We start from the raw sequence: 25,468 nt of genomic DNA on the forward strand, positions 1-25,468 counted from the left end.
AGGTCTCCTTGACCTGGATTAATTCGGTTGGGGCCAGCGACGGAAAATCAGCGAGGTGTTGACCCCGCCGAAAGCGAAGTTGTTGTTCATTACGTATTCGTGGCTCATCTGGCGGAACTCGCCGCGCAGGTAGTCGAGCTTGCCGCAGTGCGGGTCGACCTCGTCGAGGTTGAGCGTGTGCACGTACAGGTCGCGGTTGAGCATCTCGATGCTGAACCACGACTCCAGCGCCCCGCAGGCGCCGAGGGTGTGGCCCAGGAAGCTCTTTTGCGAACTGATCGGCATGCGTTCGCCGAACAGGGCACTGGTGGCCAGGGTTTCAGCGACATCGCCCTGTTCGGTGGCGGTGCCGTGGCCGTTGACGTAGCCGATGACGTCCGGCGTGAGGCCCGCGTCTTCCAGCGCCAGTTCCATCGCCCGGCGCATGGTGACTTGCTCGGGGCGGGTGGTGTGCTGGCCGTCGGCGTTGCTGCCGAAACCGACGATCTCGGCGTGAATGTGCGCACCGCGAGCGAGGGCATGTTCCAGTTCTTCAAGCACCAGCATGCCGCCGCCTTCACCGATCACCAGACCGTCGCGGCCCTTGTCGTACGGGCGTGGCGAAGTGTGCGGTGCATCGTTTTTCAGGCTGGTGGCGTACAGCGCGTCGAACACCATGGCTTCGGTCGGGCACAGCTCTTCGGCGCCACCGGCGAGCATCAGCGGCAGGCGTCCGAACTTGATCGCCTCGTAGGCATAACCGATGCCCTGGCTGCCGCTGGTGCAGGCGCTGGAGGTCGGGATCAAACGGCCGGTGAGGCCGAAGAAGATGCTGATGTTCGCCGCCGTGGTGTGCGGCATCATCCGCACGTAGGAGTTGGCGTTGAGGCCTTCGGCCACCGAGTTGAGCAGCATGTTGCCGAACGCCTTGATCTCGTCGGTGCTGCCGGTGGACGAACCACAGGCCACGCCCATGCGCCCGTCCTTGATCGATTCGTCGCCGAGCAGGCCGGCATCGGCCAGCGCTTTTTCCGCCGCGCCGACGGCCAGCCGCGAAACACGGCCCATGCTGCGCAGCTGCTTGCGGGTCCAGTGCGCCGGCACCTGGAAATCATCGATGGGCCCGGCCAGACGGGTGTTGAGTTCGCTGAAGCGATCCCACTCGTCCATCCGGCGGATGCCGCTGCGGTTGGCGGCGAAATTGCTGGCGATGGTGTCCCAGTCGCTGCCCAGCGAGGTAATGCCGGCCATGCCGGTGACGACGACGCGCTTCATCAGCACAAGCCTCCGTTGACCGCCAGCACCTGGCGGGTGATGTACGACGCTTCCGCCGACATCAGGAAATTCACCGCACCGGCGACCTCTTCAGGTGTGCCCATGCGTTGCGCGGGGATCATTTTCATCAGTTCTTCCACCGGCACGTTTTCATCCAGCATCGCCGTGTCGATCAGGCCCGGCGCGACGCAGTTGACCGTGATCTTGCGCTTGGCCAGTTCGATCGCCAAGGCTTTCGCGGCGCCGATCACACCCGCTTTCGACGCGCTGTAATTGACCTGACCACGGTTGCCGATCAGCCCCGAGACCGAGGTGATGCAAACGATGCGACCAGCGGCGCGGCGGCGGATCATCGGCATCATCACCGGGTGCAGGACGTTGTAGAAACCGTCGAGGTTGGTGCGCAGCACCACGTCCCAGTCATCGTCGCTCAGGGCCGGAAAGGCGCCGTCGCGGGTCAGGCCGGCGTTTAGCACCACGCCGTAATAGGCGCCGTGGGCTTCAACGTCGGCTTCGAGGATGGCTTTGCAGGTTTCGCGATCCGCCACGTCGAATTGCAGGATGCGCGCGTTGCGGCCCAAGGCCTGGATTTCAGCCTGCACCGCTTGCGCGTCGCTCAGGCCACTGCGGCAATGCAGGACGATGTCGTGGCCGGCACTGGCCAGGCGCAGGGCAATAGCGCGGCCGATGCCACGGCTGGAGCCGGTGACCAGTATTGATTCAGTCATCGTTCGACTCCTTGGATTGCTCTAGATAGTCCGCCGCATGGGGCGGGCGGAACACGTTCAGCCGGGCGCTGGCCTCGATGCCGGGCGCGTTGATGTGGCATTCGAATACACCCATGCCGTTGTCGTCTTCCAGCGAGCGCAGGCCATGGATGGTCAGTTCGCTGCCAACCGGAAAGGCCGCGACATTGCATTCGAACTTGCGTGTGCCGAGCAGAAAGCCCAGCTCCACCGGGTTGCCTTTTTGCCGCGCATGGCAGCCGGCGAACGCGGCGACGCTTTGCGCCATCAATTCGACGCCGACCCACGCCGGCAGGCTGCCGTCGGGCAGGCTGAACAGGCCGCCGGGCCGGACGGTGAGGGTGGTGTGGATCTGTTCGTCGTCAAAGCTCAGGATCCGGTCGATCAGGATCATGTCGCCAGCGTGGGGCAGCAGTTCGGCGAGCGGCCAGTGGGTCATGGGGCGTCTCCGATAATCAGGCTGACGTTATTGCCACCGAAGGCAAACGAGTTGCTCATCAGGTAGCGGGGTGCAATGGACGCCAGGCGTTCGCTTGCGGTCACCCACTTCAGCGCTGGCAATGCCGGGTCGGCCTGGCCGTCCCAGATGTGCGGCGGCAAGGCGTGGTCAGGGTTGTCGGTACTCAGGCTCAACCAGCAGAACGCCGCTTCCAGTGCGCCGGCGGCGCCGAGGGTGTGGCCGGTCATCGGTTTGGTCGAGGAACACGGCACGCCTTCGGCAAACAGCGCGGCGACGGCCAGGCTTTCCATGGCGTCGTTGTGCTGGGTCGCGGTGCCGTGCAGGTTCAGGTAGCTGATGTCGCCGGCTTGCAGGTGGGCTTGATCGAGGGCTTTTTGCATCGATTGCAGTGCGCCACGGCCGCTCGGTTCCGGTGCGGAAATATGGTGCGCGTCGGAGCTGGCGCCAGCTCCGAGCAGGGCGATGCCCGGCCCTGCGCCGCGTGCTTTGCTCATCACGAACAGCACCGCCGCTTCGCCGATGTTGATGCCGTTGCGGTTGGCGGAAAACGGATTACAGCGCTCGTCGGACACCGCTTCCAGCGCACTGAAACCGTTGAGGGTCAGTTTGCACAGGCTGTCGACACCGCCGCACAGCACGGCGTCGCACAGGCCTAGATCGAGCAGGCGTCGGGCGCTCATCAGCGCGCGTGCGCTGGAGGTGCAGGCGGTGGAAATCACATAGGTCGGGCCGCTCAGTTGCAGCCAGTCGGCGAGGAAATTCGCCGGGGCGCCGAGTTCCTGTTGCCGGTAGTCGTAATCGGTCGGGAACTGGTGGTCGCGAATGTAGTGCGCCAGGCCGCGACTGGCCTCGTCGATACCGGAAGTGCTGGTGCCGAGTACCACGCCGATGCGCTCGCGCCCGTACGTCTGGATCGCCTGCTCGATGTCATCGCGAATCTGCAACGCGGCTTCCAGCAACAGTTGATTGTTGCGGCTGCGCTGGTCGGCCAGCGCCTCGGGAATCGGCGCCAGATCACCGTGCACGGCGGCCACCGGCAGTTCGCGCTCCGGCACCCAGCCGGACTCGCGGCGCATGCCCGAGCAGTCGCCGGCAAACAGGTTGCGTGCCACGGCTTGCTTGTCGCGCCCCAGGGCGCAGATCACGCCGAGGGCATTGAGGTAGGCGGTCATGACGTCGGTTCACCGAGTGGCGTTACGCGATAGTGCGGGCCTTGTGGCAGGTTCAATTCGAAGCTCAAGGGTCGGGTGTAACGGATGTCCCAGCGCGCCGGCAGGGAACGTTGGCCGCCCTGTTGCTGCGCGTCGGGATAGTTGCGCGACAGCTCGCCCGCCGGGGTCAGGGCGAACAGCAGCGCGGCGAACAGCTCCCGGGCTTCCGGGTTGGGCGGCAGCAGGCCGTCGGCCTGCCAATGCCCGTCGATCAGTTGCTGACGCGCCTGGGGAATGCCCAGTGGATCCATCATCGACCAGCGGATGCCGGGGCCTTCGCGCTGGATCACCAACAACCAGTCTTGCTGTTGCCCGGCCAGGTGACGTTCGATATGCAATTGCATCGGCAGCGGCAGGCTCGGGTTGCCGGCCGGCAGCGGCGCCTGACTGGCGCAGGCACCGAGCAGCAAGACGCAGGCGAGCAGCAGAACACGCAACATCAGACAGCCTCGTTCAAGGGTTTGCGGGCCACCACGTTGACCAGGGTTTCTTCCCGCTGGCCAAAGGGCTTGGGCTGGCGCAGACCAAAACGCTCGAGCAGGCCGAAATCCTTCGACCGGCTCCACCACAGATACGGGTACGAAACGTTCTGCTCGGCGAACTCGAAACCCTGCTGGCGAATCATCTCCAGGTACTGCGCCGCGCTCTTTTGCACGTGCATCGGATGACGGAACAGCCAGCGAATCACCCACGTATCAATGTAAGCCTCAGTGGACTCGGCGAACAGCAGATAACCGCCCGGCTTGAGCACCCGATAGAACTCGGCGAGGGCTTTTTCCTGCTCCACCAGATGATGGAAGGTCTGGTGACAGAACAGCAGGTCGACGCTGGCGTCCGGCACATTGAGCGTCGCGCAGTCGCTGCCGATCAGCTCGACGTCGAATCCCAGGCGCGCGGCCTCGGCGGCGCTCAATTCAAGGCTGTGCGGGTCGGCATCGACGCCGATCAGGCGCTGTGGCGCGAAGGTCTGGCGCAAATGGCCGAAGGACTTGCCCTGGCCGCAACCGGCATCCAGCAGCACCGGACTGGCCGGCAACGATTCGCTGAACAGTCCGCGCAGGTCGTTGATCGCCACGCGCAACACATGGTGCTGCCAGGTGTGGCTGCGCAGGAACCAGAAGCCGAAGCGGGTTTCCTCGACGTAGTTGTCGCTCAAGTAATTCATGTGTCGTCCCTTGCACAGAGTTCGGAGATCGTCTTCAGCCGACGGCGCGCTTCACTGACGAACGGGTTGCGTTCATCCCAGGCGTAACCGGCGAGGATCGAGCAGATCATGCGGCGGATTTCCGGGGAGCCTTGCTCGTGGAAAATCACGTCCTGGAAAGTGCCGGCGTACCAGCCTTCGACGTAGCAGCGGAACGTGTCGACCCCGCGTTTCAGCGGCTCGGCGAATTCGCTTTGCCAGTCCACCGTTTCGCCCTGCAACTGCCGGTGCAGCACAGCGGCGGCCATGCTCGCCGAACGCATGGCAATGGTCACGCCCGAGGAGAACACCGGGTCGAGAAACTCCGCCGCGTTACCCAGCAGCGCAAAGCCTGGGCCGTGCAGGGTTTTGACGTTGGCCGCATAGCCGCCGAGAGTGCGCGCCGGGGTGTCCCACACGGCGTTGTTCAGCACCTTGGCCAGGCTCGGGGTTTCGGCGATGAAACCGCGCAGGCAGGCGTCGAGGTCGGTATCGCGACCTGCGAAATGTTCAGCGGCAGCCACCACGCCGACGGAGCAGCGACCGTTGCTGAACGGGATCGACCAGAACCAGATGTCGCGGTGCTGCGGGTGAGTGGTGATGAGGATCTTCTCGCGGTCGAAACCGGGGTGATCGATATGGTCTTCAACGTGGGTGAAGACGGCCTGGCGAACCGGGAAATTCGACGGTGCTTCGAGGTCGAGCAGGCGCGACAGCACGCGGCCGTAACCGCTGGCATCGAGGACAAAGTCGGCTTCGACGCGGTACTCGCTGCCGTCTTCGCGGAGCACATTCAACTGCGGTCGCGGACGTTCGAAATCGACGCTGACAATCGCGTCGCCGTAGCGGATTTCCGCACCCTGCAGTGCGGCCTGATCGGCCAGCAACTTGTCGAAGTCGGCGCGTTGCACCTGCAGGGTCGTGGGCTTGCCGGCGGTGAAGGTGTCACCAAAATCGAAGGCGCTGTAGCGCTCGCCCCAGGCGAACGCCGCACCGTTCTTGCGCTGGAACCCGGCGGCATTTACCGCTTCGAGCATGCCGGCTTCTTCGACGAAATCCAGGCAATGGCAGAGCAGGCTTTCACCGATGGAGAACCTCGGGAAATGCTGGCGCTCGATCACCAGCACGTCGTGCCCCTTGCGCTTGAGCAGTGCAGCGGCAATGGCGCCGGAGGGGCCGGCGCCGATGATCACGACCTGACGGGATTCCATTTCAACGATTGGCACGCGAGCTCCTGGGTACGGCAATAGGGTTCAGTGACGCCCGGTGCAAGCCGATGAAGGCCGGCAACAGCGTCGCGATCAGACCCATCAGCATCAGCGCAAAGTACAGCGCCGGACTGATGAGCTGTTGTTGCAACAGCAGGTTGAGAAAAACGATTTCGCTCAAGCCGCGAATATTCAGCAGCACGCTTTCGCGCCAGCGGCTGGCGCCTGCGAACGACGCGCCGGCCCAGCCGAGACCGAGCCAGTTGCCCAGGATTTTGCTGGCGATCGGCAACAGCAGCAGCGCCGCCCATTGCACGGCGCCGAGGCTGGCGAGGGCGCTGTGCACGTCGATCTGGACGATGCCGAAAGTAAGGATCAGCGGAATCGCGACCCACGTCTGCAAGCGGTTCATCCAGTGCGCCGGCAGCGGCAACACCAGTGGCACCTTGAGCGCGGCCATGCACAGCAGATAACCGATGCCGAAAATCAGTGCGTTGAGTTTGTAGTGTTCGGCCAGCACCAACAGCGCAAAAAAACCAAGGCTGTAGGTCAATGGTCGGCGTATGCCGAACACCCGTAGCAGCACCGGCACGCAGGCCAGCCCCAGCGGCAGCAACAGACTGCTCAGGTGCAGGCTGCCCTGAGCGAGGCCGAACAGGGTCCAGCAGGTCAGGTCGATCAGGATTGCGGTCTGCACCAGACGCCGGGTGGCGGCGGGCGGGTAATCGATGTGGCGCAGGTACAGGTACAACACCGGGATCGCGGTGATCGCGAACACCAGACCGATGGCCAGCGAGTTGATCCACGGCTGCGTCGGCAACAGCCAGTACGCCGTCGCGAGACCGCAGGTGAACGGCACGGCGAAACTCGGCAGGGCGATCTTCACGCTCTGGCGGTCCAGGCGCAGGTCGATCACGTCGCTGAGGATGTGCCCCAGCAGCAGGGCGAAGCTCAGGCTGTAGAGGTTTTTCAGCCAGCCCGGCGCGATCAGTTCGGCGCCGTTGAGTTGCCAGCCCGGCTCGATCCAGAAGTACATCAGCAGCGGCAGACCGAAGCTCGCCAGCAGCAATTGACTGACGATCGGGATCAGCCCGAAGTGCCGGCCGACCCGGGTGGCGACGAAAAACAGCGCCAGGGCCATCAGCCAGAAAATCACCACCATCATGCTGCAGGCTCCGTGACGGCAACCGCGTGGGCCTGACGCCCGGCCCACGGCGCGAGCATGAAGCTGAACGCCAGCCCGAGGCTCACCGACAGGCCGAAGTTACTCACCGCCGGCGTGCTCGACACCGCCAGCAGCCCGAACGACAGCCAGGTGGTGGCGGCCGCGAGCAAGGTGCCGAGCAGGCTCACGGCCGCACCGCCGACCTGCTCACGCATGAGGATCGCGTAGTCGACGCTGATCGCCGTCACCAGCAACAGGCCGAACAGGCTGAACAGGGTCAGCGGCTGACCGAGCCAGCCCAGGCTGGCGAGGCTGCACAGCGCAGCGAGCAGCGGCAGGGCGACGATCCGCAGCGCGCCACCGAGACCGAACGGCAGCATCAGCACCAGTACGATCAACACGCAGGACGCGAGTTTGAGTTCAGCCGCGCTGATCTGGGTCTGGGCGAACACCTTGTTCAGATCACCGAGCCGGTCCACCAGCATCACGCCCGGCAGGTCCAGCGCCTGCACCCGCAGCAGCGACGGGTTGTTCAGGCCTTGCAGGCTGACCATCGCTGCCACGCCGTCCTCGGTCGGCCCGAGCCACAGCGTGCGGTAGGGCTCGCCGAGCGGCCCGGCCAGCGCCGCATCGATGTCTTCGGCGGGCAGCGCCTGCAACTGTTGCAGCTCGGTTTGCAGCGCCGCCAGCGGCACGCCGACCTCCAGCAACGGCTGCCAGAACTGCGGCAACTTGCCGAGCGCCTCACGTACTTGTTGTTGCTGAGCCGGCGGGCTGACCAGTTGATTGAGCGCCAGATAACCCTGCAACTTGTCGAGGTTGACCAGTTGATCCAGCCGCTCGCTCAGGGCCGCTTGCCGTTCCAGCAATTGCTGCTGATCGGCGGCGCGCACCAGGAAGAACTGGCTGGTCGGCTGATAGCCGGTAATCCGCGCAATGGTCTGCGCCTCATCGGTCAGGCGTTGCGGCGCGCCGACCCACTGGCGGATGTCGTTCTTGCTCTCCAGTTGCAGCAGGCCGCCGACGCAGAAGGCGATCAGCAGGGCCAGCAACACCGGCGTCCGGACGTGCTCGAGCAGGGTTTCCCGCAACCGCACCAGACGTTCGGCCAGTTGCAGCGGCCATTGCGCCGGGCGCAGTTCGACGTTCTTCAGCAGCGCCGGCAGCAGGCACACCGCCGACAGGTAAGCGCCGAGCAAACCGGCGGAGGAGAACACCGCGATCTGGGTCAGCGCCGGGAAGGGCGTCCAGGCCAGTGCCAGATAACCAATGGCGCTGGTGATCAGGCTCAACGTCAGCCCGGACAGGGTCAGGCGCAACGCCGGCCAGCTGTGCCAAGGCTTGAGGCTCCAGCTCTTGGACAGGTAGTGCAGCGGGTAATCCACCGCCACGCCGATCAGGCTGGAACCGAGCACCAGCGTCATCACGTGCATGTGTCCGAACAGCGCCACGCAGGCCACCGCGCCGAACAGCATGCCGACCAGCACCGGAATGAACGCCAGCAGCACCCGCCAGCGGCGGAAGGCGAGCAGCAACAGCAACAGGATGCCGACCGTGGCGCCGCCGCCGACCCAAGTCATTTCCCGGGTCGCCTGCTGCTGACCGTTGGCGGCGTACAGCAGGCCGCTGGCGGCCAGCAGTTGCACATCGGCACTCGCCGCTTGTTCACGGCTGTGTTGCAGTAGTGCGGCGATTTGCAGCGGTTGATTCATGTCGAAGGCACTGCCGGTGGTGCGTGCGCGCAGCAGCACCCAGCTTTTGCCGTCGGCATCGGCGATCAACGCGCCACTGCCGATGTCCAGTTGCACCGCGCCATGTTGCGGCTGGCTGTTCTGGATGCGCCCGGTCAGACCCAGCCAGTCGTCCTGGCTCGGCACCAGACTGAACCCGGTGAACGGGTCGAACAGGGCCTGCACCCGTTGCTGGATAAAGGCGTCGGGATGTTCGCTCAGCAGTTGCCGGTCATCCGCCGAAAGCATCGCCAGCCGCCCTTGCAGCAACTGCGTGCGCAGGGCCGGCAGATCGGCTTGCAGGTTCCACTGGACCTTTTCGAACAGTCCGCTGGCCTGCCATTGCTCGCCCAGGGTCTGGGCCATGGCGACGGCTTGCTGGCGATCGGCGTGGCCGACCAGCACCAGCATGTCGCGGTTGAGCGGTTCCTGCATGCGTTGTTCGGCGCGCAGTTCGAGGGCGTCCGGATGGGTGCCGGGCACCAGTTCCATCAGGTTGGCCGACAGCGGCGCACCATCGCGCCACTGCCAGGCGCCCAGTGCGACGACGGCCAGCAGCAGGATCAGGAACAGCCAGGGCAGCCTGCGTTCACTCGGCAAAGTCATGTTGCTCCGCGTCGCTCAGAGGTTGGCCGGCGGTGCTGTCCTGCATGCGCAGCACGGTGCTGTCGCCCTGGGTTTCCAGCAGTTCGATGGTGTTCACCAACGCGCCGCCGCTGATGTTGATCTGGTTGAAGACCTGCTTGAGCAGCACCGAGCGCGGGGTCAGGGTCAGTTGCCATTTCTGCGCATCGCCGCTCAGGGCCAGTTCGAAATCCCGTTGCAGACCGCTGCTGTCGCCTTGCAGTACGGCGAGGAACAAACGGTTCTGTTCGGCCCCGGCGCTCTTGTTCGGCAGCAGTTGCCAGCCGGTAGCATCACGCCGGGCGATGCCTTTGGCGCTGATCCTGTAATCCTGTTGCAGCGGGGTTTTCAGCAGCCACAGCAATCCGTGGTTTTTCGCGAGGACAAAACTGCCTTTGCTGATCAGCGGCTGGGGCAGGGCACGCAGGTGTTTTTCCTGGATGAACTGGCCGTGGATCACGTCCGGTTTCGCCAGTTGCTCGCTCAACTGTTGCAGGTCGAAGGCGTTGGCCAGCGACGACAGCGTCAGCAGCGCCATGGCTCCGAGGGATTTCAACAGCACATTCATCGCAGCATCCTTTCCACGGCATCGGTGAAGACTTTCGGCGAGGCCAGTTGCATCTCGCGGCTGCTCATCTCGACGGCGACCTGCACCGAGCTGGCGCGGGTCAGACGCTCGCCGGTCTCGGCGTCGGTGATCAGGTAGTGGATCTTCAGGCGGTTTTCCCACTCCACCAGACTGGCGCGCACGTTCAGCCGCTGACCGAACACCGCGCCGCGCACGTAGCGCAGTTGCAGGTCGATCACCGGCCAGGCATAGCCCGAGTCGACCATCTGGTTGTAGTTGTGGCCGATCTTGTCGAGCAATGCGCAACGCGCCACTTCCAGGTATTTCACGTAATGGCCGTGCCAGACGACGTGCATGGTGTCGACGTCAAAGAACGGCACGAGGATTTCCGTATCGGCGTGAAGCACTCCGGCACTACGCATGCAGCCTCCAGTGTTGTTCGGCGATGCGTTGCAGGCACAGGCGCAGTTCGCCTTCCAGGGCGCGGTCTTCGATCACCGGCGGGAAGTCCTGGGCCAGTTGTTTATGCATGGCGGCCAGCGACGGTGGCAGCGGACGCGCGTCTGCATCGCGACCGCGCAGCCATACGCCTTGATTGGCCGCGAGCAGCGTGGCGGCGGCGACCTGTTCGGTCAGCTCCAGCACGCGAATGGCGTCGCGGGCGGCGATGGTGCCCATGCTCACCTTGTCCTGGTTGTGGCACTCGGTGGAACGCGAGAACACGCTGGCCGGCATGGTGTTTTTCAACGCTTCGGCAGTCCACGCGCTGGCACCGATCTGCACAGCCTTGAAGCCGTGGTTGAGCATCGCGCGGTCGGCGCTGGCGCCGGACAGGTTGCTCGGCAAACCGTGGTTGTAACGCTCGTCCACCAGCAGCGCGAGTTGTCGGTCGAGCAGGTCGGCGACGTTGGCAACGAGGTTTTTCAGGCTGTCCATGGCGAACGCGATGTGTCCGCCGTAGAAGTGCCCACCGTGCAGCACGCGCTCGGCTTCGGCGTCGATGATCGGGTTGTCGTTGGCGCTGTTGAGTTCGGTCTCGATGAACGAACGCAGCCAGTTCAGGCTGTCGGCCAACACGCCGAGCACGTGCGGTGCGCAGCGCAGCGAGTAGCGATCCTGCAAGCGGTGCAACGGCGCGGTCGGTGCGTCGATCGCCAGATCCTTGCGCAGCCACGCGGCGACCTGCATCTGACCCGGATGCGGCTTGGCGGCGAACAGGCGCTCGTCGAAGTGTTCCGGATTGCCTTGCAGCGCCACCACGTTCAGCGCGGTGATGCGGGTGGCCAATTGCAGCAGGTAATCGGCGCGGGCGTAAGCCAGGCAGGCCAGACCGGTCATCACGGCGGTGCCGTTCATCAGTGCCAACGCTTCTTTCGGGCGCAGCACCAACGGTGTCCAGCCCAGTTCGCGGTGCACGTCGGCAGCCTGGCGACGCTCGCCCCGGAAGATCACTTCACGCTCGCCGGACAGAGTCGCAGCGACGTAGGAAAGCGGCGTCAGGTCGCCGCTGGCGCCCACCGAACCCTCTTCAGGAATCAGCGGCAAAATGTCGTGTTCAAGGAAAGCATGCAGGCGCTCCAGCAACTCGATGCGCACCCCGGATACGCCGTGGCACAACGACTGCAAACGCGCCGCCAGCACTGCGCGGGTGGCCTGGGCGTCGAGCAGTTTGCCCAGCCCGCAACCGTGGAACGTGTAGAGATGACGCGGCAGCGCCTCGACATGATGCAGCGGCACCGCGACCACGCAGGAGTCGCCGTAACCGGTGGTCACGCCGTAGATCACGCCTTCCTTGTCCAGCAGCGAATCGAGGAACCGCGCGCCTTTGGCGATGCGTTCGCGATAAGGCGCGTCGCTCTGCAACTGCACGGGCGCCTGACGGTTGGCCAGGGCCAGCACGTCTTCGATGCGCAAAGGGCGTTCGCCGAAGGTGACCGGCTCAGGAGTTGGCGTTGTCATCGGTTTTCCAGAATGGGTAAAAGTTGAACCATTGGCTCGGTGCTTCGAGGCAATAGTGACTCAGGCGTTGCGCATAGCGGGTGGCCCACTGATGAATGACCTGTTCGCGCTCGCGGCGTGACCACACCACGGCATCTGCGAACGGTTCGAGGGTCAGGCGATAGTGACCGTCAGGTTGCTTGAGGCACATCAGCAGGTTGACCGGGCATTTCAGCAGGCCGGCCAGCAGCCACGGCCCTTGCGGGAATGGCGCAGGGTGGCCGAGAAAGTCCACGGTCACGCTGCGCCCGCCGTGCAGCGGCACGCGATCGCCGGCAATCGCCAGCCACTCGCCGCGCTCCAGCCGTTCGTGCAGTTGCAGCATGATCACCGGGTCCAGCTCGCTGACCTGGATCAGTCGCAGATTGGTCGCCCCGGCCTCGCCCAGCAGGCGATTGAATTGCTCGGCGTGCTTGGTGTGCACCAGCACGTTCATCGTGACCTTTTCGCCCAGCTCCGCCAGCGCCCGGCAAACTTCGAGGTTGCCCAGATGCGCGCCCACCAGCATTTGCCCGCGACTGCCGCGCAACTTATTGCGCAGCAGTGCCGGGTCGATGATTTCGATCTGCTCGATCTTCAGCTTGCCGTTCCACACGTCGAGCTTGTCGAGCAGCGAATCGGCGAATGCCATGAACTGGCGGAACACCCGCCACCGGGTCGGACGCAATTCGGGGCGACCGCTCCAGTCAGCGAGGCGCTGCTGATACTGCCAGGCACTGCGCCGCGCAGTGCGACCGAACAGGAAAAAGTACAGGACGATGCCGTACAGCAACGGACTCAGCAGGCGTCGGCCAAGGACCTTGGCGGCGAACGCGGTGAATTTCATCAGCAGGAAACTGCCGCGCTCTTCGCGGTCGGCCCAGTGCTTCTTGTCGGTCTCGACGGTCATGCGCGCCACCGTCGCCAGAGGATCACGGGCAGGCGCAGCAACATGCCGAAAAACAGGCGCGTGTGCATGCTCGAGATCAGCACGTTGTCGTGGAACAGGCGAAAGTGCGACACGCCGTCCAGCGGGTAATGCACGCTGGTCTGCAACCAGCGCATCGGCTGATTGCGCCACGCCAGACGCACCAGAATGTCCGAGTCGAAATCCATGCGCTTGCCGATCCGCGCCGAGTCGATCACGCCCAGCGTCGGTTCCAGCGGGTACACCCGGAAGCCGCACATCGAGTCGCGAATCTGCAGCGACAAGGTGTTGATCCACACCATCACGTGGGTCAGGTAACGCGCATACAAACGGCCTTTGGGCACACTGGCGTCGTACAGCGGATAACCGCAGATCAGCGACTTGGGGTGAGCGCGGGATTCTTCGATGAACCGCGCGACATCCTGCAAGTCATGCTGACCGTCGGCGTCGACCTGCAACGCATGGCTGAAGCCGAGCCGCGCCGCTTCACGCAGACCGGTCATCACCGCGCCGCCCTTGCCCTGGTTGGCAGTGAGGCGCACCAGATGAACCCGCTCGCGCTCGGCCAGCGCGTCGAGCACCGCCGCGCAGGATTTGCTGCTGGCGTCGTCCACCAGAATGCATGGCAGATCCTCGGCGAGCAGGGCGTCGACCACCGTGCCGATGGCGGTTTCGTGGTTGTAGACCGGGATCACTGCGCAAGGCTTATGCATCGCCCCTCCCCAACAGAATCCGCCCGCTGGAGCAGGTGGCGGTGTCATTTCGGTAGGCGAAATACAACTTGCCGCGCTCCGGGTCGAAGCGCAGGTGCAACTGGATTTCATCGCCGGGGCGCACCAGTTGCTGGAATTTCAGCACTTCCATGCCGGCGAACGCGCCGGGCAGGTTCAGCAGTTGCCGACCCAGGTTCAGCGCCCATTCGACCTGCACCACGCCCGGCAGCACCGGGGCCTTGGGAAAGTGGCCGCTGAAGTAGGCCAGGTCCGGCGGAACGCTCAATTGCAGGTTCCATTCGCCCTCGGTTTCAGCCTGCTCCAAAATCTCCGGCGCCTTCGGCCGTGGCGCCAGCAGCAAGGCTTCGACGTCGGCTTGAGGCAACTTGCCCTGCGAGGTCAGCGGCAACTGCCGCAGCAGGCGCCAGCGGCGGGGCAGGGCCAGGGCTTCGCAATGGTCGCCGAGATGACGGCGCAGGGTTTCGGTCAGGCTGCGCCGACCGTGTTCGCGCAGGGCAAACAGGCCCGATTCGCTGAGCACCAGCAGAGCGCCGAGGGACGCGCGGTTTTCCTGCACCACGCCCAGACGCGTTTCGGCGACCCAGTCGTGGGCCACCAGCGCCTGTTCAAGCATCGGCAGGGAAATACGTTTTTCTTCGAGTTTGACGATCCGGTCGAGTCGCCCGAGCAATTCAAAGCGGCCATCGGCCTGAATACGCGCCGCATCGGCGGTGTGTTCGACATGCCCGGCGGGCAGGTAAGGCGAAGCGATCAGCAGGGCGCCGTCGCTGTCCTGGCTCAACTCGACGCCGGCAAACGGCTGCCACAACGGTTCGCCCTGACGCCAGGCGATACCACCGGTTTCCGAGCTGCCGAGGATTTCCGTCGGCCACTGTCCCAGACGTTGATGCAGGCTGTGCGCGGCGTCTGCCGGCAGCGCGCCACCGGACGAAAACACCCGACGCACAGCACTCAGCGCTGGCCAGTCGAGGTTGTCGCCCATGCGTTTGAGCAGCGCCGGGCTCGCGACCCAGGCGAAGCTCGGGTGCTCGCGGCTGGCGCGTTGCAGGTCCTCCGGGAAAGCCAGTTGCTTGCGCAGGAACGGACGCCCGGCGCACAGCGGCCACAGCACGCGGAACAGCAAGCCGTAGATGTGCTGGGTGGCGACGCTGCCAAGAATGCAGGCTTCACCGAGATCCGCGCCCCACAGTTGCTCAAGGGCTTCGACTTCGTTGGCCAGTTGGCGCAGGGATTTGTCGATGCGCTTGGGCTCGCCACTGGAGCCGGAAGTGCACAGGCTCAGGCGGCACTGGTCGAGATCCAGTTCGGCAGCGGGCAGGGGAGGTTGCAGCAGATCGTTCAGGCGAGCGTCATCGGCCTGATCGGTCAGCCACAGATCGACGTCGTTCGACCAGCGCTGACGGGTCTGCGCTTGCAGATCCGAAGGCAGCAACACGCTGATGCCGGCACGCCAGGCGCCGAGCAGGGCGACGGCCAGGTCGGCGGCATCTTCCAGATGTACCGCCAGACGTTGCACGCCGCGCGCTTGCAGACCGGCGGCCAGGCTCAGAGCCTGTTCGCGCAGTTGTGCATGATCGAGTGCCGGTGCGCTCGTTACCGCGCGCGCCGGCAGGGCCTTGAGCAATAGCTGCTCAAGTTTTATCCAGTTCATGGGCGACCTCTTACCCGTTGTCGTATCAGCCATTCAATGGCAAACATCAGGCCGATCAATCCGTAGGAGATCAGGCCGGTGTACAACATCCACCAGTTCAGCGGCGCCCACAGTGTCAGCAGGGCGGCGCACAAACCGTTGCAAAAGAAAAACACGCTCCAGGCCACGGTGACCTGGCGGGTGTAACGAATCGCCTTGGGCGGCAGTTGCGGTTCACGCAGTCGAGCCAGACGCTCGACCATCGGCGGGCCGTATTTCAGGCTCAGGCTGAACAGCACCAGCATGAAGCCGCTGATCAGCACCGGGTACCAGCGCAACAACAAAGGGCTGTCGAACACCGCCAGCAGCAGGCAGAACACGATTGCCACGCAGGCCATCCACAGGCTGCCGGGCTTGCGTTCGCCGGTCAGCGCCCGGGCCAGCCAAAGGCCGCCCAGCAGCAGACCAAACTGCCATGGCGCGAAATGCTCCATGCCGAAATACACCGCAAAGGGATACAGCAGGCCTGCCAGCAGCAGGCCGAGGCCGATCAGTCGGCTCATGCGGCCGGTTGAACCAGACGGTAGACCGCCTCGACCACGTCGCTGACGGTGCGCACCGACTTGAATTCCTCGGCGGCGATTTTCTTGCCGGTCTGGCGTTTGATGTGATCGATCAGGTCGACGGCGTCGATGCTGTCGATTTCCAGATCCTGATACAGGTTGGATTCCAGGCTCACGCGAGCCGGGTCCAGTTCGAACAGCTCGACCAGGGCATCGCGCAGGGTGTTGAAGATGTCGTCACGAGTTTGCATGGTCCGGTCTCAAGCTGCCTGTTTTGCCGTGACGAACGCCGCAAGGCTCGCCACGTTGGAGAAATGGTTACGGGTGTCCTTGGCGTCGGCGTCGATCTTGATGCCGTACTTTTTCTGGATCGCCAGGCCGAGCTCCAGGGCGTCGACGGAATCCAGGCCCAGGCCTTCGCCGAACAGCGTCTGGTCGTCGCCGATGTCCTCTGCGCTGATGTCTTCGAGGCCCAGGGCGTCGATGATCAGCTCTTTGATGTCACGGTTTAGATCGCTCATCTTCGGCGAGCTCCTTGATAAAGAATTGGTGCAAATAGTCGTTGAGCTTGCGCGAAGCCTGGGGCGCTGGCCCCTGCGCGGCGAAAGTCTGTGGGTCTATATCGGCCCCGACGCGAAAACTGAAGTGCACGCGGCGACTGGGAATGCGATACCAGGGTTCGGCCTTGGTCAGGGTGGTCGGGCTGACGTGGATGACCACCGGGGTGACGATTTTCGCACCGCGCAATGCGATGGCCGCCGCCCCCCGATGAAAGGCCGGCGCCTGTCCCGGTTGGGTGCGGGTGCCTTCGGGGAAAATGATCAGGGTCTGCCCGCTTTGCAGGGCACCGGCGGCAGCGTCGAGCATGTCCATGCTGCCGTCGTTGCTGATGTATTCGGTGCTGCGCAGCGGGCCACGGGTGAAGGGGTTTTCCCACAGGCTTTTCTTCACCACGCAGTTGGCCCGGCGCACCAGACCGATCAGGAATACCACATCGATCAGCGACGGGTGGTTGGCGATGATCATCTGCCCCGGACGGCCGAGACGTTCGGCGCCCTGAATGTCGTAGGTCAGCACGCCGGTACGGGCCATGAACCGGACAAAAAACCAGAACAGCCGGCTGACGGTCTGGCGTGCCCGCTCGCGATGCACCCTGGCATCGCCCGGCAGGCAGCCGAGCAATGGAAATACCAGCAGGCGCAGGCACAGGCCACCCAGCCCGAACAGGGCGAAGCTGGTGGCGGTGGCCAGCAGACGCCAGTAATAGGCGTCGCGGTTTTTTCCGACTACTGGTTGCGTTGCCAGGTCCATAGACGAGTCTTCCAGGCATGTTGGCAATGGGGTTGCTGACCGAGCAGGGTTCGCAGCAGATTCAGCGCATGGGGCCACTGCGTTTTTGACCGTGCTTCGGGGGCGCTGTTCAGGGTCAGCCGCCAGTCGGTACCGGGGGTGAGCAACAGCCCGACGGCATAGGGAAACGGTACGTCGTCGATCCACGTCGAATAGGCTTCCGGCGGCTGTTCCTCGGTGATCACCAGCAGTACCGCCGGGGCCCCTTCGTTCAGCAAAGTGGCCGCTTCGAGCATGCCGTGTTCGAGGCCGTCGCCGGCTGCGGCGAGGGCGGTCATTTCGCTGGTTTCGCCGCGCATGATCGACCACAGGCCGATGATCGCGTTGTGCACCGACAGGCTGAACTGGGTCGGCGACAACGGCTGCTCGTTGGCCAGATCGCTGAGGATTTCAAAGGTGCGCGGGGTTTCGCCATGCCGGGAGACAAACACCAGCGGCAGATTTTCCCGACCGTCGGCCAGCGGCCAGCCGACACTGAACGCCATCCGCGCCAGACGGCTGAGACGACGGCGCTGCATGGCTGGCAGAAACGAAACATCGGGTGCGGCATCGCTGCTTTCGAGCACGACCGGTTGTCGGCTCCAGGCCTGCCAGGCTTCCACACTGTCGAGCCCGGGAGCCCAGGCGCGCCATTGGGCGATGTTGAAGTTGATCACGGACATTTATCCCGCCCCTGCGGGCTGATTTGACGCGGTTTCGCCAACGTCGCCGCTGAGCTGATTTAGCCGGAAATGGCATGGCGCGTGGCGCCGGGTGGCGCGCATTATCCCGGTGCGACGAGTGTGTAGCAAATGCTGGTTACATTTTGCGCAGTGAAATGGACCGAATGGTACGCAGCAAAAAACTGTCACTTGGCCATTATCCAGATTGTCGGGTGTCTGTCTGTCGGGCGAATCGGCGATCAACGGGTGTCTTTGCGCCGTATTCATTGGGATATTGGCGCCTGACTCTGTAGTCCGTGTCCATCGAGGTAGCGAACCGGCACCGGGCACCACTACACTCGGTCATTCTTTGATACACGGAGGTTTTGTCATGCGGCGCGTGGTGTTCAATCAGAAAGGTGGCGTGGGCAAATCCAGCATTGCCTGCAATCTGGCGGCGGTGAGCGCCAGCGAGGGTTATCGCACGCTGTTGGTCGACCTCGATGCCCAGGCCAATTCCACTCAGTATCTGACCGGGCTCACGGGTGACGACATTCCGATGGGCATTGCCGACTTCTTCAAACAGACCCTGTCTTCCGGGCCGTTCTCGAAAAAGAATCAGGCGGATATCTACGAAACGCCGTTCGACAACCTGCACATCATCACCGCCACCGCCGAACTGGCCGATTTGCAGCCCAAGCTCGAGGCAAAGCACAAGATCAACAAGCTGCGAAAGCTGCTCGACGAGCTGTCGGAAGATTACGACCGGATCTATCTGGATACGCCGCCGGCGCTGAATTTCTATGCGGTCTCGGCCCTGATTGCCGCCGATCGGGTATTGATTCCCTTCGACTGCGACAGCTTCTCGCGTCAGGCCCTGTACGGTCTGATCGCCGAGATCGACGAGTTGAAGGAAGACCACAACGAAGGCCTGGAAGTCGAAGGCATTGTGGTCAACCAGTTCCAGGCCCGGGCCAGCCTGCCGCAGCAGATCCTCGACGAACTGATCGCCGAGGGCCTGCCGGTACTGCCGGTCTACCTCGCCAGTTCAGTGCGCATGCGCGAATCCCATCAGGCCAACACGCCGCTGATCCACCTCGACCCACGGCACAAGCTGACGCAGCAGTTCGTCGAGCTGCATAACCTGCTCGAAGACGCCTGAAGCCTTGTCAGATGCCCTGGCTACGCAGCCAGGCCATCAACTGCGGCAACGGGAAGGCCCCGCTCTGACGGGCGACTTCCCGGCCGTTGCGGAACAGAATCAGGCTCGGAATCGAACGAATCCCCAACTGCGCCGACAACTGCTGATTGGCCTCGCTGTCCAGCTTGGCCAGCCGGCACTTGCCCGCCAACTGCGCAGCCGCTTGCTCGAACACCGGCGCAAACGACTTGCACGGCCCGCACCAGTCCGCCCACACGTCCACCAGCAACGGCAGATCACCCTTGATCTGACTGGCGTAATCGCCTTGCTTGAGCTCAAACGGCTTGTTCAGCAGCACCTCGGACTTGCAGCGCCCGCACTTCGGATGGTCGTTGAGGCGCTCGGCGGGGATGCGGTTGAGGCCGTTGCAGGAGGGGCAGGGGATGAGGAGTGGGTCGGTCATGATCGGGATCCAGTGGAAAGCTGATAACTCCTAGTTGGAGACGTTTGCTCATATTTTCAATCGTGCAGTGTTTGGCTGTGAGCCTAGGCTGAGATGAACCGGTCGAGACCCGTTGGTCTGCTCGGCTGTATCGCAACTTGCGATAATTTTGATCTGTGATTAACTCCCCATAGCAGAATGCGATAAGGATGTTGCATGCATGTCATCACCGGAAAACGAATACGAGAAGCGAAGGCCAAATGGCCTAACGCAGCTACAGCACTGGACCACTGGCTGGAAGTGGCGAAAGGGAGCAAATCGCCAGATTTTGCGGCGCTGAAGGCCTTGTTTCCAGCTGTCGACAAAGTGGGTGATTTTCACGTTTTCGATATTGGCGGTAACAAGCTCAGGTTGATCGCCTATGTCAGATTTCGACCTCAAAAGTTGTACATCAGACATGTGTTGGATCATCGCGAATATGACCGCGGTAAATGGAAGGAGGCTAAGGCATGAGTGTTCTGATCAAAAAAGCCGCTGAGCACTGGGAGTTCGTTTCGCCTTTGCTGCGCAAGCCGAAAAGCGAAGACGACTACGACAGGCTCGTTCAAGCCCTTGACGAGCTGCTCGAAATGACGGGCGATGATGAGTCTCATCCTTTAATGAGTCTGGTGGATATCATCGGTGACTGGATTGAAGAATGGGATCGCGTGCATCACCCGACGCCTAAACCGCCCGGTTTTGAAGTGCTGAGGTATTTGATGCGTGAGCATGGTTTGACCCAGAGCGATTTGCCGGGTGTGGGCACTCAGTCTGTTGTTTCAGAAATCCTAAGTGGAAAGCGCCAGTTGAATCTGCGGCAGGTCCGCTGGCTGGCCGAGCACTTCAAGCTACCTGTGGACGTGTTTATCTGAAAGCAAACCAGTGTGTCCAGAGTCGTGGCATTTGCACTCTGAGCATGTCGCGCAGCTTTTTCAGCCGGCGCTGTCATCTAGCAGGTTGCCTGACGCGAGGGTGCACGGCTCCGAGACAGGAGACCGTGCGCTTCATGAGGAACAACTAATCTCCAAATGCTTACCCCACTCCGGCGGCCGTTCCGCATAGCTCTCCATTCCAGGTTGTTCCTCGAATGGATTGCTCAGCACTGCGTGCAACCGGCGCACTTCTGAATAGTCACCCTGCTCGGCAGCATCAATCGCCTTCTGCGCCAGGTAATTGCGCAGGATGTACAGCGGATTCACCGCATGCATCCGCGCGCGGCGCTGTTCTTGATCGCTTGCACCATCGCGTGCGACACGGGCGACATAGCGCTCGCCCCAGGCATCGAAACCTTTGATATCGACGAAGTCATCGCGCAGGCGAGCGATGGCCTGTTCGGCTGACTGTTCGCCCAGGCGGCGGAAGAACAGCGTGTAATCGACGCCGCTGTTCTGCATCAGTTGCAGCAGTTGTTCCAGCAGTTGCTGGTCGTCGTCCTCGGCGGTGGTGAAGCCGAAGCGGCGGCGCATCAGGTCGAGGTAATGGGCCTGGAACAGCGGCAGGTACAGGCCGAGGGTTTCGCGCAGGGCTTCGACGCTGATGAACGGCGTCAGGGCCTGCGCCAGGGCGCTGAGGTTCCACTGGCCGACCGGCACTTGATTGCTGAAGGAGTAGCGGCCCTGATCGTCGGAGTGGTTGCAGATGAAGTTCGCGTCGAAATCGTCGAGGAAGGCGAACGGGCCGAAGTCGAAGGTGATGCCGAGGATCGACATGTTGTCGGTGTTCATCACGCCGTGGCAGAAGCCGTAGGCCTGCCATTTGGCGATCAGTTCGGCGTTGCGCTCGACGATCTCGCGGAACATCGCCAGATAGGGTTCCGGCTGTTCCAGGCATTCGGCGTAGTGCATCGCCAACACGTGCTCGCCGAGCTGCTTCTGCTGTTCGGGGCGCTTGGTGTAATAGAAGTATTCGAAGTGGCCGAAACGGATGTGGCTCGGCGCCAGGCGCAGCACCATCGCGGCGCGTTCCTGTTTCTCACGCCAGACCGGGGTGTCGGAGCCGATCACGCAGGCGGCGCGTGAAGACGGGATGTTCAGCGCATGCAGCGCTTCGGACGCGAGAAACTCGCGGATCGACGAGCGCAGTACCGCGCGACCATCGCCCATCCGCGAGAACGGCGTCTGCCCGGCGCCCTTCAGATGCAAGTCCCAGTGCTCGCCGGCCGCGTTGTAGACCTCGCCCAGCAACAACCCGCGGCCATCGCCCAGTTGCGGGGTGTAGCCGCCGAACTGATGCCCGGAATAGACCATCGCCCGCGGCTCGGCATCGGCCCACAACTTGTGGCCGCCGAACAGCTCGGCAAATTCCTGGGTGTCAGCCACCGCCGGGTCCAGATCCAGCAGCGCCAGGGCCGCAGGGCTGGCCACGACCAGTCGCGGATTGTCGATCGGTTCGGGCAGCACGTGGGCCGAGAACGCATCGCCCAGGCGGGCGAAGCGGTTGTCGAAGGTCAGTTCGTCGAGGGATTTCAAGGACCGGCTCCAGCAGAATGTCCGAGCATTCTGCTGGGATTAGCCGGGTTAGTCGAGTTTGGCCGGCGGCGGTTCCTGCAACGGTTTCTGGTCGTCGCTGACCGGCACGATGGTTTTGGTTTCCGGCTCGATCGGCACCATCTTGTATTCCTGACCGTGGAGGTTCTTCAGGTAAACCTCCATCTGGCGGAACGAGATGTTGATGTGCTGCTTCTTGAACTCGCGGTTGATGAAGCGGTTGACCTCATCGAGTACTGGGTTGCGGTCGCCGAGATCGCGCACATGCATGCGCAGTTCGTGGTCGAGGGTGCTTTCGCCGAAGTTGAGGAAATACACGTGCGGCTCGGGTTCCTTGAGCACGCGCGGGTTTTCCCGGGCGGCCTTGAGCAGCAGTTCCTTGACCAGATCCAGATCCGAGCCGTAATCGACGCCGAGTTTCAGGGTCACCCGGGTGATGGTGTCGGTCAGCGACCAGTTGATCAGTTGCCCGGTGATGAACGTCTTGTTCGGGACAATGATGTCCTTGCGGTCGAAGTCGGTGATGGTTGTGGCGCGGATGCGGATCTTGCTCACCGTGCCCGACAGGTTGCCGATGGTGATGGTGTCGCCGATCCGCACCGGGCGCTCGAACAGGATCATGATGCCGGAGATGAAGTTCGCGAAGATCTCCTGCATGCCGAAACCGAGGCCCACCGACAGCGCCGCCACCAGCCATTGCAACTTGTCCCAGCTCACGCCGAGGGTCGACAGGGTCGAGACGAAACCGACCCCGGCGATCACGTACGACAGCAGCGTCGTGGTCGCGTACGCACTGCCTTGAGCCAGATTGAGTTTCGAAAGCACAAACACTTCAAGCAGGCCCGGCAAGTTGCGCGCGAGCGCAAAGGTGATGCCGATGATGATCAGTGCGCCGAGCATGTCGCCGATGCTGATCGGCACCATGCTCATGTTGGCGCCGGTGCCGCTGGTGTATTCGTAGAGGGTGATGTTGTCGAGGTACGAGAACACAGTGATCAGGTCGGCCCAGACCCAGTACAGCGCGGCGATGAAACCGCCGAGCAGCGCCAGACGGATCAGGCGCAGGGACTGTTCGTTGACCTTTTCGATGTCCAGGGTCGGCTCTTCAATCACCGCTTCGCCGTCGCCGGCTTCCTTCGCGGCCTGACGTTTGGCCAGGGCGCGCTGGTAAGCCAGACGACGTGCCGCGACCGCGAGACCACGGACGAAGGTGGCTTCGATCACCAGCCAGAACATCAGCAGGTACAACGTGTTGATCAAGCGGTCACTGAGCTTCAGCGCGGTGTAGTAGTAGCCGAAGCACACGGCGACGAACAGCGCGATGGGCAGCAGGGTGAACATCACACCCACGGCCTTGCGGAACAGCGAGGCGTTTTCGTGGGTCGGGCTGCTGATCAGCAGGCGGCTGAGTAGCCATGCCATCAGGGCGTAGCAGGTCAGCACCACCGGCATGCCCAGCACATCGTCGGCCAGCGCCGCCGGTTGCAGTTCGGCAACCGCCACCACCGCCACCAGTGCCATGACCACCAGCCCGAGGCGACGCACCCAGCCTTGCAGGAATTCGACCTGCGGCTTTTCCCAGCGGAAGTGCAGTTCAGCCACGCCACCCGGCGCGAGAATCCGGTAAGCGGTGTAGAACACCAGCCACGCCTGGGCCATTTGCAGCAGCGCCGCGCCCATGTTGGCGTTCTGCCCGCGGGCGTCGATCTGCAACGCCAGCCCGCATAGCGCCAGGCCCAGCGCCACCGGCATCGCCAGCAGAATATTGATCAGGATCGCCTGGGGTGTGTGCCACTGGCTGTCACGCTTGAAGTGGCCGATGTCCTGGTGAACCTTGTTCAAGCGCGAATACAACTGCTTGCGGCGCCACAGCAGCGCGCCGATCAGCAGCGCCAGCGGCAGGAACAACAGCGGTCGCTGGGTCAGGCCATCGGTCAGTTCGCTGAAGCTTGAGGCCAGCGGCAACGTGTCGATCTGACGCTTCAGTCGCTCCGGTACGCCGCGCATCCATTCGGTGTCCAGCGGCTTGTTGCTCGGAATCCAGAACATCTGCTCATCGAGGGTTGCGCGCAGGCTTTGCGCGGTGCTCAGCAGTTGTTTCTGGTTCAGTTGCAGGGTGATCGATTCGTTGAGCATCGCGCTCAGTTCGCGACTCAGCCGTTCCAGCAGATCGACGCGAGTGTTGGCCAGCTCCAGCAGACTCTTGCGCAGTTGTGGCGTGACTTGCTCCGGCGGCTGGGTGGAAAGCAGGTTGTCGACGTACGTCGCCGGATTGCTCAGCTGTTCGCGCTGCTGGTTGATTTCGAACTGGTACAGGCGAATGTCGGCGATCTGATCCGCCAGGTCGCGGTCGACCTTGAGGCGCGGCAGCGCCTGTTTCTGTTTATAGAGAATCTTCGACAGCAGCAGGCTGCCCTTGAGCACGTTGATCTGTTCGTCGAGGGCCGAATCGCTCTGGGTCACGCTGTCCAATTGTTGCTTGGTCTGCAGGTTCTGTTGGGTCAGTTCGTTGAGGCGGTCGGTGCTCTTGAGCAGGTAGTCGGAGAGCTTGAGGTTGGCCGCGCTTTCCGTGGCGAGCAGGGTGCTGCTGCCGGACTTCTGTGCCTCGATCGACTGCTGCGTCACGGTTTCCTGCGAAAGGGTCAGACGCTTCTGGTTGATCAGGGTTTGCAGTTCCTGGATCTCGCGGTCCAGACGGTCGGACTTTTCCGAGAGCAGGTCATGCTGGCTGTTGCCCAGATCCTGCAACTGGTTGTTGCCGGCCAGCTCCTGACGGCGCAGCGGGATCAGCGCGTTCAAGGCGGCCAGTTCGGCGTTGAGCAGGTCGCGCTGCTCAGCGCTGACGGTCTTGCCGGCGTCCTTGCCGGTCTTGAGGATGTTGTTGATCTGCTGGATGCGCGTCTGGCTGCTGGAAATCTCGGCCTGGGCACGCTCGGGGCGGGTCTGGGCGGTGATGATCAGGCTGTTGGCGTCGGCCAGGGCCTTTTGCAGATCGCTTTGCTGGGTCGAGCGCTCGGTGAGCATCTGCTCCAGCTGCTGGATGTTTTCCTTGGGAAAGCGCTGCGCTACCGGTACCACGGCGCTGGCCTTGAGGCGGGTCAGTTCGCGCGAATTCTCGATGGTCTGCTTCGGCGCAGTGGCCAGCTGCTGTTTGAGGTCGATCAGCTTCTGCTCGTAGTCACGCCGGTTGTTGAGCTGGTTCAGCGTGTTTTGCAGGACCGTCTGCAGGGCCTTCTTGTCGGCCTCGGGCAGTTTGCTGTCGGTGAGTTTATCCAGGCTGGCCTGCACGGCGTCGCTGGACGGCGGTTCGGCGGCTTGCAGCGGGCCGACGGAAAGACTCAGGCCCAGCAGGGCCGCGAGGAAAAAGGAGCGCAGGGTAGGCATAGAG

Annotated in this window: 26 protein-coding genes; 3 read left to right on the plus strand and 23 right to left on the minus strand. The window is 63.2% G+C overall.

Going from position 1 to position 25,468, the window contains the following annotated elements:
• Positions 1 to 18 precede the first annotated feature (18 nt).
• The 20 genes from AC0R79_RS03215 to AC0R79_RS03310 are packed head-to-tail and all read right to left on the minus strand — an operon-like array spanning position 19 to position 17,993.
• Entirely contained in the window at positions 19 to 1,254 is a 1,236-nt protein-coding gene (locus tag AC0R79_RS03215; RefSeq protein ID WP_474733167.1) for a beta-ketoacyl-ACP synthase, read from the minus strand.
• Complete coding sequence (locus tag AC0R79_RS03220; RefSeq protein ID WP_474733168.1) at positions 1,254 to 1,982, minus strand: 3-ketoacyl-ACP reductase FabG2; 729 nt, start codon at positions 1,980 to 1,982, stop codon at positions 1,254 to 1,256. The genes AC0R79_RS03215 and AC0R79_RS03220 overlap by 1 nt, the downstream gene beginning before the upstream one ends.
• Positions 1,975 to 2,439 (minus strand): hotdog family protein, encoded by a 465-nt coding sequence (locus AC0R79_RS03225; protein WP_127796688.1) that lies wholly within the window; start codon positions 2,437 to 2,439, stop codon positions 1,975 to 1,977. Before AC0R79_RS03225 ends, AC0R79_RS03220 begins: the two co-directional genes overlap by 8 nt.
• Positions 2,436 to 3,632, minus strand: a complete 1,197-nt coding sequence (locus AC0R79_RS03230) for a beta-ketoacyl-[acyl-carrier-protein] synthase family protein (protein ID WP_221533665.1) — start codon at positions 3,630 to 3,632, stop codon at positions 2,436 to 2,438. Before AC0R79_RS03230 ends, AC0R79_RS03225 begins: the two co-directional genes overlap by 4 nt.
• Complete coding sequence (locus AC0R79_RS03235) at positions 3,629 to 4,111, minus strand: hypothetical protein (protein ID WP_127796690.1); 483 nt, start codon at positions 4,109 to 4,111, stop codon at positions 3,629 to 3,631. Before AC0R79_RS03235 ends, AC0R79_RS03230 begins: the two co-directional genes overlap by 4 nt.
• Positions 4,111 to 4,836 (minus strand): class I SAM-dependent methyltransferase, encoded by a 726-nt coding sequence (locus AC0R79_RS03240; protein WP_127796691.1) that lies wholly within the window; start codon positions 4,834 to 4,836, stop codon positions 4,111 to 4,113. Before AC0R79_RS03240 ends, AC0R79_RS03235 begins: the two co-directional genes overlap by 1 nt.
• Entirely contained in the window at positions 4,833 to 6,080 is a 1,248-nt protein-coding gene (locus AC0R79_RS03245; protein WP_127796692.1) for an NAD(P)/FAD-dependent oxidoreductase, read from the minus strand. The genes AC0R79_RS03240 and AC0R79_RS03245 overlap by 4 nt, the downstream gene beginning before the upstream one ends.
• A complete protein-coding gene (locus AC0R79_RS03250; protein WP_127796693.1) occupies positions 6,067 to 7,227 on the minus strand; it encodes a cation:proton antiporter in 1,161 nt (386 codons plus the stop codon). The genes AC0R79_RS03245 and AC0R79_RS03250 overlap by 14 nt, the downstream gene beginning before the upstream one ends.
• Positions 7,224 to 9,563, minus strand: a complete 2,340-nt coding sequence (locus AC0R79_RS03255; RefSeq protein ID WP_474733173.1) for an MMPL family transporter — start codon at positions 9,561 to 9,563, stop codon at positions 7,224 to 7,226. The genes AC0R79_RS03250 and AC0R79_RS03255 overlap by 4 nt, the downstream gene beginning before the upstream one ends.
• The gene (locus tag AC0R79_RS03260; protein WP_127796695.1) at positions 9,547 to 10,149 is read right to left on the minus strand and encodes an outer membrane lipoprotein carrier protein LolA; all 603 of its coding nucleotides are present in this window, start codon (positions 10,147 to 10,149) and stop codon (positions 9,547 to 9,549) included. The genes AC0R79_RS03255 and AC0R79_RS03260 overlap by 17 nt, the downstream gene beginning before the upstream one ends.
• Positions 10,146 to 10,571, minus strand: a complete 426-nt coding sequence (locus tag AC0R79_RS03265; RefSeq protein ID WP_085746436.1) for an acyl-CoA thioesterase — start codon at positions 10,569 to 10,571, stop codon at positions 10,146 to 10,148. Before AC0R79_RS03265 ends, AC0R79_RS03260 begins: the two co-directional genes overlap by 4 nt.
• Complete coding sequence (locus AC0R79_RS03270; RefSeq protein ID WP_127796696.1) at positions 10,564 to 12,108, minus strand: HAL/PAL/TAL family ammonia-lyase; 1,545 nt, start codon at positions 12,106 to 12,108, stop codon at positions 10,564 to 10,566. The genes AC0R79_RS03265 and AC0R79_RS03270 overlap by 8 nt, the downstream gene beginning before the upstream one ends.
• Positions 12,089 to 13,036: an LpxL/LpxP family acyltransferase gene (locus AC0R79_RS03275; RefSeq protein ID WP_474733175.1), complete on the minus strand. Its 948-nt coding sequence runs from the start codon at positions 13,034 to 13,036 to the stop codon at positions 12,089 to 12,091. Before AC0R79_RS03275 ends, AC0R79_RS03270 begins: the two co-directional genes overlap by 20 nt.
• Entirely contained in the window at positions 13,033 to 13,767 is a 735-nt protein-coding gene (locus AC0R79_RS03280) for a glycosyltransferase family 2 protein (protein ID WP_474733176.1), read from the minus strand. Before AC0R79_RS03280 ends, AC0R79_RS03275 begins: the two co-directional genes overlap by 4 nt.
• Positions 13,760 to 15,439 (minus strand): ApeI family dehydratase, encoded by a 1,680-nt coding sequence (locus AC0R79_RS03285; RefSeq protein ID WP_474733178.1) that lies wholly within the window; start codon positions 15,437 to 15,439, stop codon positions 13,760 to 13,762. The genes AC0R79_RS03280 and AC0R79_RS03285 overlap by 8 nt, the downstream gene beginning before the upstream one ends.
• Complete coding sequence (locus AC0R79_RS03290) at positions 15,436 to 15,981, minus strand: COG4648 family protein (protein WP_007952346.1); 546 nt, start codon at positions 15,979 to 15,981, stop codon at positions 15,436 to 15,438. Before AC0R79_RS03290 ends, AC0R79_RS03285 begins: the two co-directional genes overlap by 4 nt.
• Complete coding sequence (locus AC0R79_RS03295; protein ID WP_007947135.1) at positions 15,978 to 16,232, minus strand: acyl carrier protein; 255 nt, start codon at positions 16,230 to 16,232, stop codon at positions 15,978 to 15,980. The genes AC0R79_RS03290 and AC0R79_RS03295 overlap by 4 nt, the downstream gene beginning before the upstream one ends.
• Before the next feature lie 9 nt (positions 16,233 to 16,241).
• Positions 16,242 to 16,502 (minus strand): phosphopantetheine-binding protein, encoded by a 261-nt coding sequence (locus tag AC0R79_RS03300; protein WP_007952344.1) that lies wholly within the window; start codon positions 16,500 to 16,502, stop codon positions 16,242 to 16,244.
• Positions 16,483 to 17,292: a lysophospholipid acyltransferase family protein gene (locus AC0R79_RS03305; protein WP_127796699.1), complete on the minus strand. Its 810-nt coding sequence runs from the start codon at positions 17,290 to 17,292 to the stop codon at positions 16,483 to 16,485. The genes AC0R79_RS03300 and AC0R79_RS03305 overlap by 20 nt, the downstream gene beginning before the upstream one ends.
• The gene (locus AC0R79_RS03310; protein ID WP_127796700.1) at positions 17,268 to 17,993 is read right to left on the minus strand and encodes a beta-ketoacyl synthase chain length factor; all 726 of its coding nucleotides are present in this window, start codon (positions 17,991 to 17,993) and stop codon (positions 17,268 to 17,270) included. Before AC0R79_RS03310 ends, AC0R79_RS03305 begins: the two co-directional genes overlap by 25 nt.
• Before the next feature lie 370 nt (positions 17,994 to 18,363).
• On the opposite strand from AC0R79_RS03310, the gene AC0R79_RS03315 reads away from it, so the two are divergent.
• The gene (locus tag AC0R79_RS03315; protein WP_007952339.1) at positions 18,364 to 19,134 is read left to right on the plus strand and encodes a ParA family protein; all 771 of its coding nucleotides are present in this window, start codon (positions 18,364 to 18,366) and stop codon (positions 19,132 to 19,134) included.
• A 7-nt stretch (positions 19,135 to 19,141) separates the two neighbouring features.
• Here AC0R79_RS03315 and trxC read toward each other — a convergent pair whose 3' ends face one another.
• Positions 19,142 to 19,576: a thioredoxin TrxC gene (trxC, locus tag AC0R79_RS03320; RefSeq protein ID WP_064592954.1), complete on the minus strand. Its 435-nt coding sequence runs from the start codon at positions 19,574 to 19,576 to the stop codon at positions 19,142 to 19,144.
• A 195-nt stretch (positions 19,577 to 19,771) separates the two neighbouring features.
• Between trxC and AC0R79_RS03325 the strand changes: the two genes are divergently transcribed.
• Together AC0R79_RS03325 and AC0R79_RS03330 are read left to right on the plus strand one after the other, a co-directional pair.
• A complete protein-coding gene (locus AC0R79_RS03325) occupies positions 19,772 to 20,068 on the plus strand; it encodes a type II toxin-antitoxin system HigB family toxin (RefSeq protein WP_102718314.1) in 297 nt (98 codons plus the stop codon).
• On the plus strand, positions 20,065 to 20,466 hold the full coding sequence (locus AC0R79_RS03330) for a helix-turn-helix domain-containing protein (protein WP_474733185.1): 402 nt from the start codon (positions 20,065 to 20,067) through the stop codon (positions 20,464 to 20,466). Before AC0R79_RS03325 ends, AC0R79_RS03330 begins: the two co-directional genes overlap by 4 nt.
• A 132-nt stretch (positions 20,467 to 20,598) precedes the next feature.
• Here AC0R79_RS03330 and selO read toward each other — a convergent pair whose 3' ends face one another.
• Both selO and mscK read right to left on the minus strand, forming a co-directional pair.
• Positions 20,599 to 22,062, minus strand: coding sequence for a protein adenylyltransferase SelO (selO, locus tag AC0R79_RS03335; protein WP_474733186.1), 1,464 nt, complete (start codon positions 22,060 to 22,062; stop codon positions 20,599 to 20,601).
• A gap of 48 nt (positions 22,063 to 22,110) precedes the next feature.
• Positions 22,111 to 25,464, minus strand: coding sequence for a mechanosensitive channel MscK (mscK, locus tag AC0R79_RS03340; RefSeq protein WP_375745047.1), 3,354 nt, complete (start codon positions 25,462 to 25,464; stop codon positions 22,111 to 22,113).
• Positions 25,465 to 25,468 lie beyond the last annotated feature (4 nt).

The organism is Pseudomonas sp. HD57-3 (genome assembly GCF_056113135.1).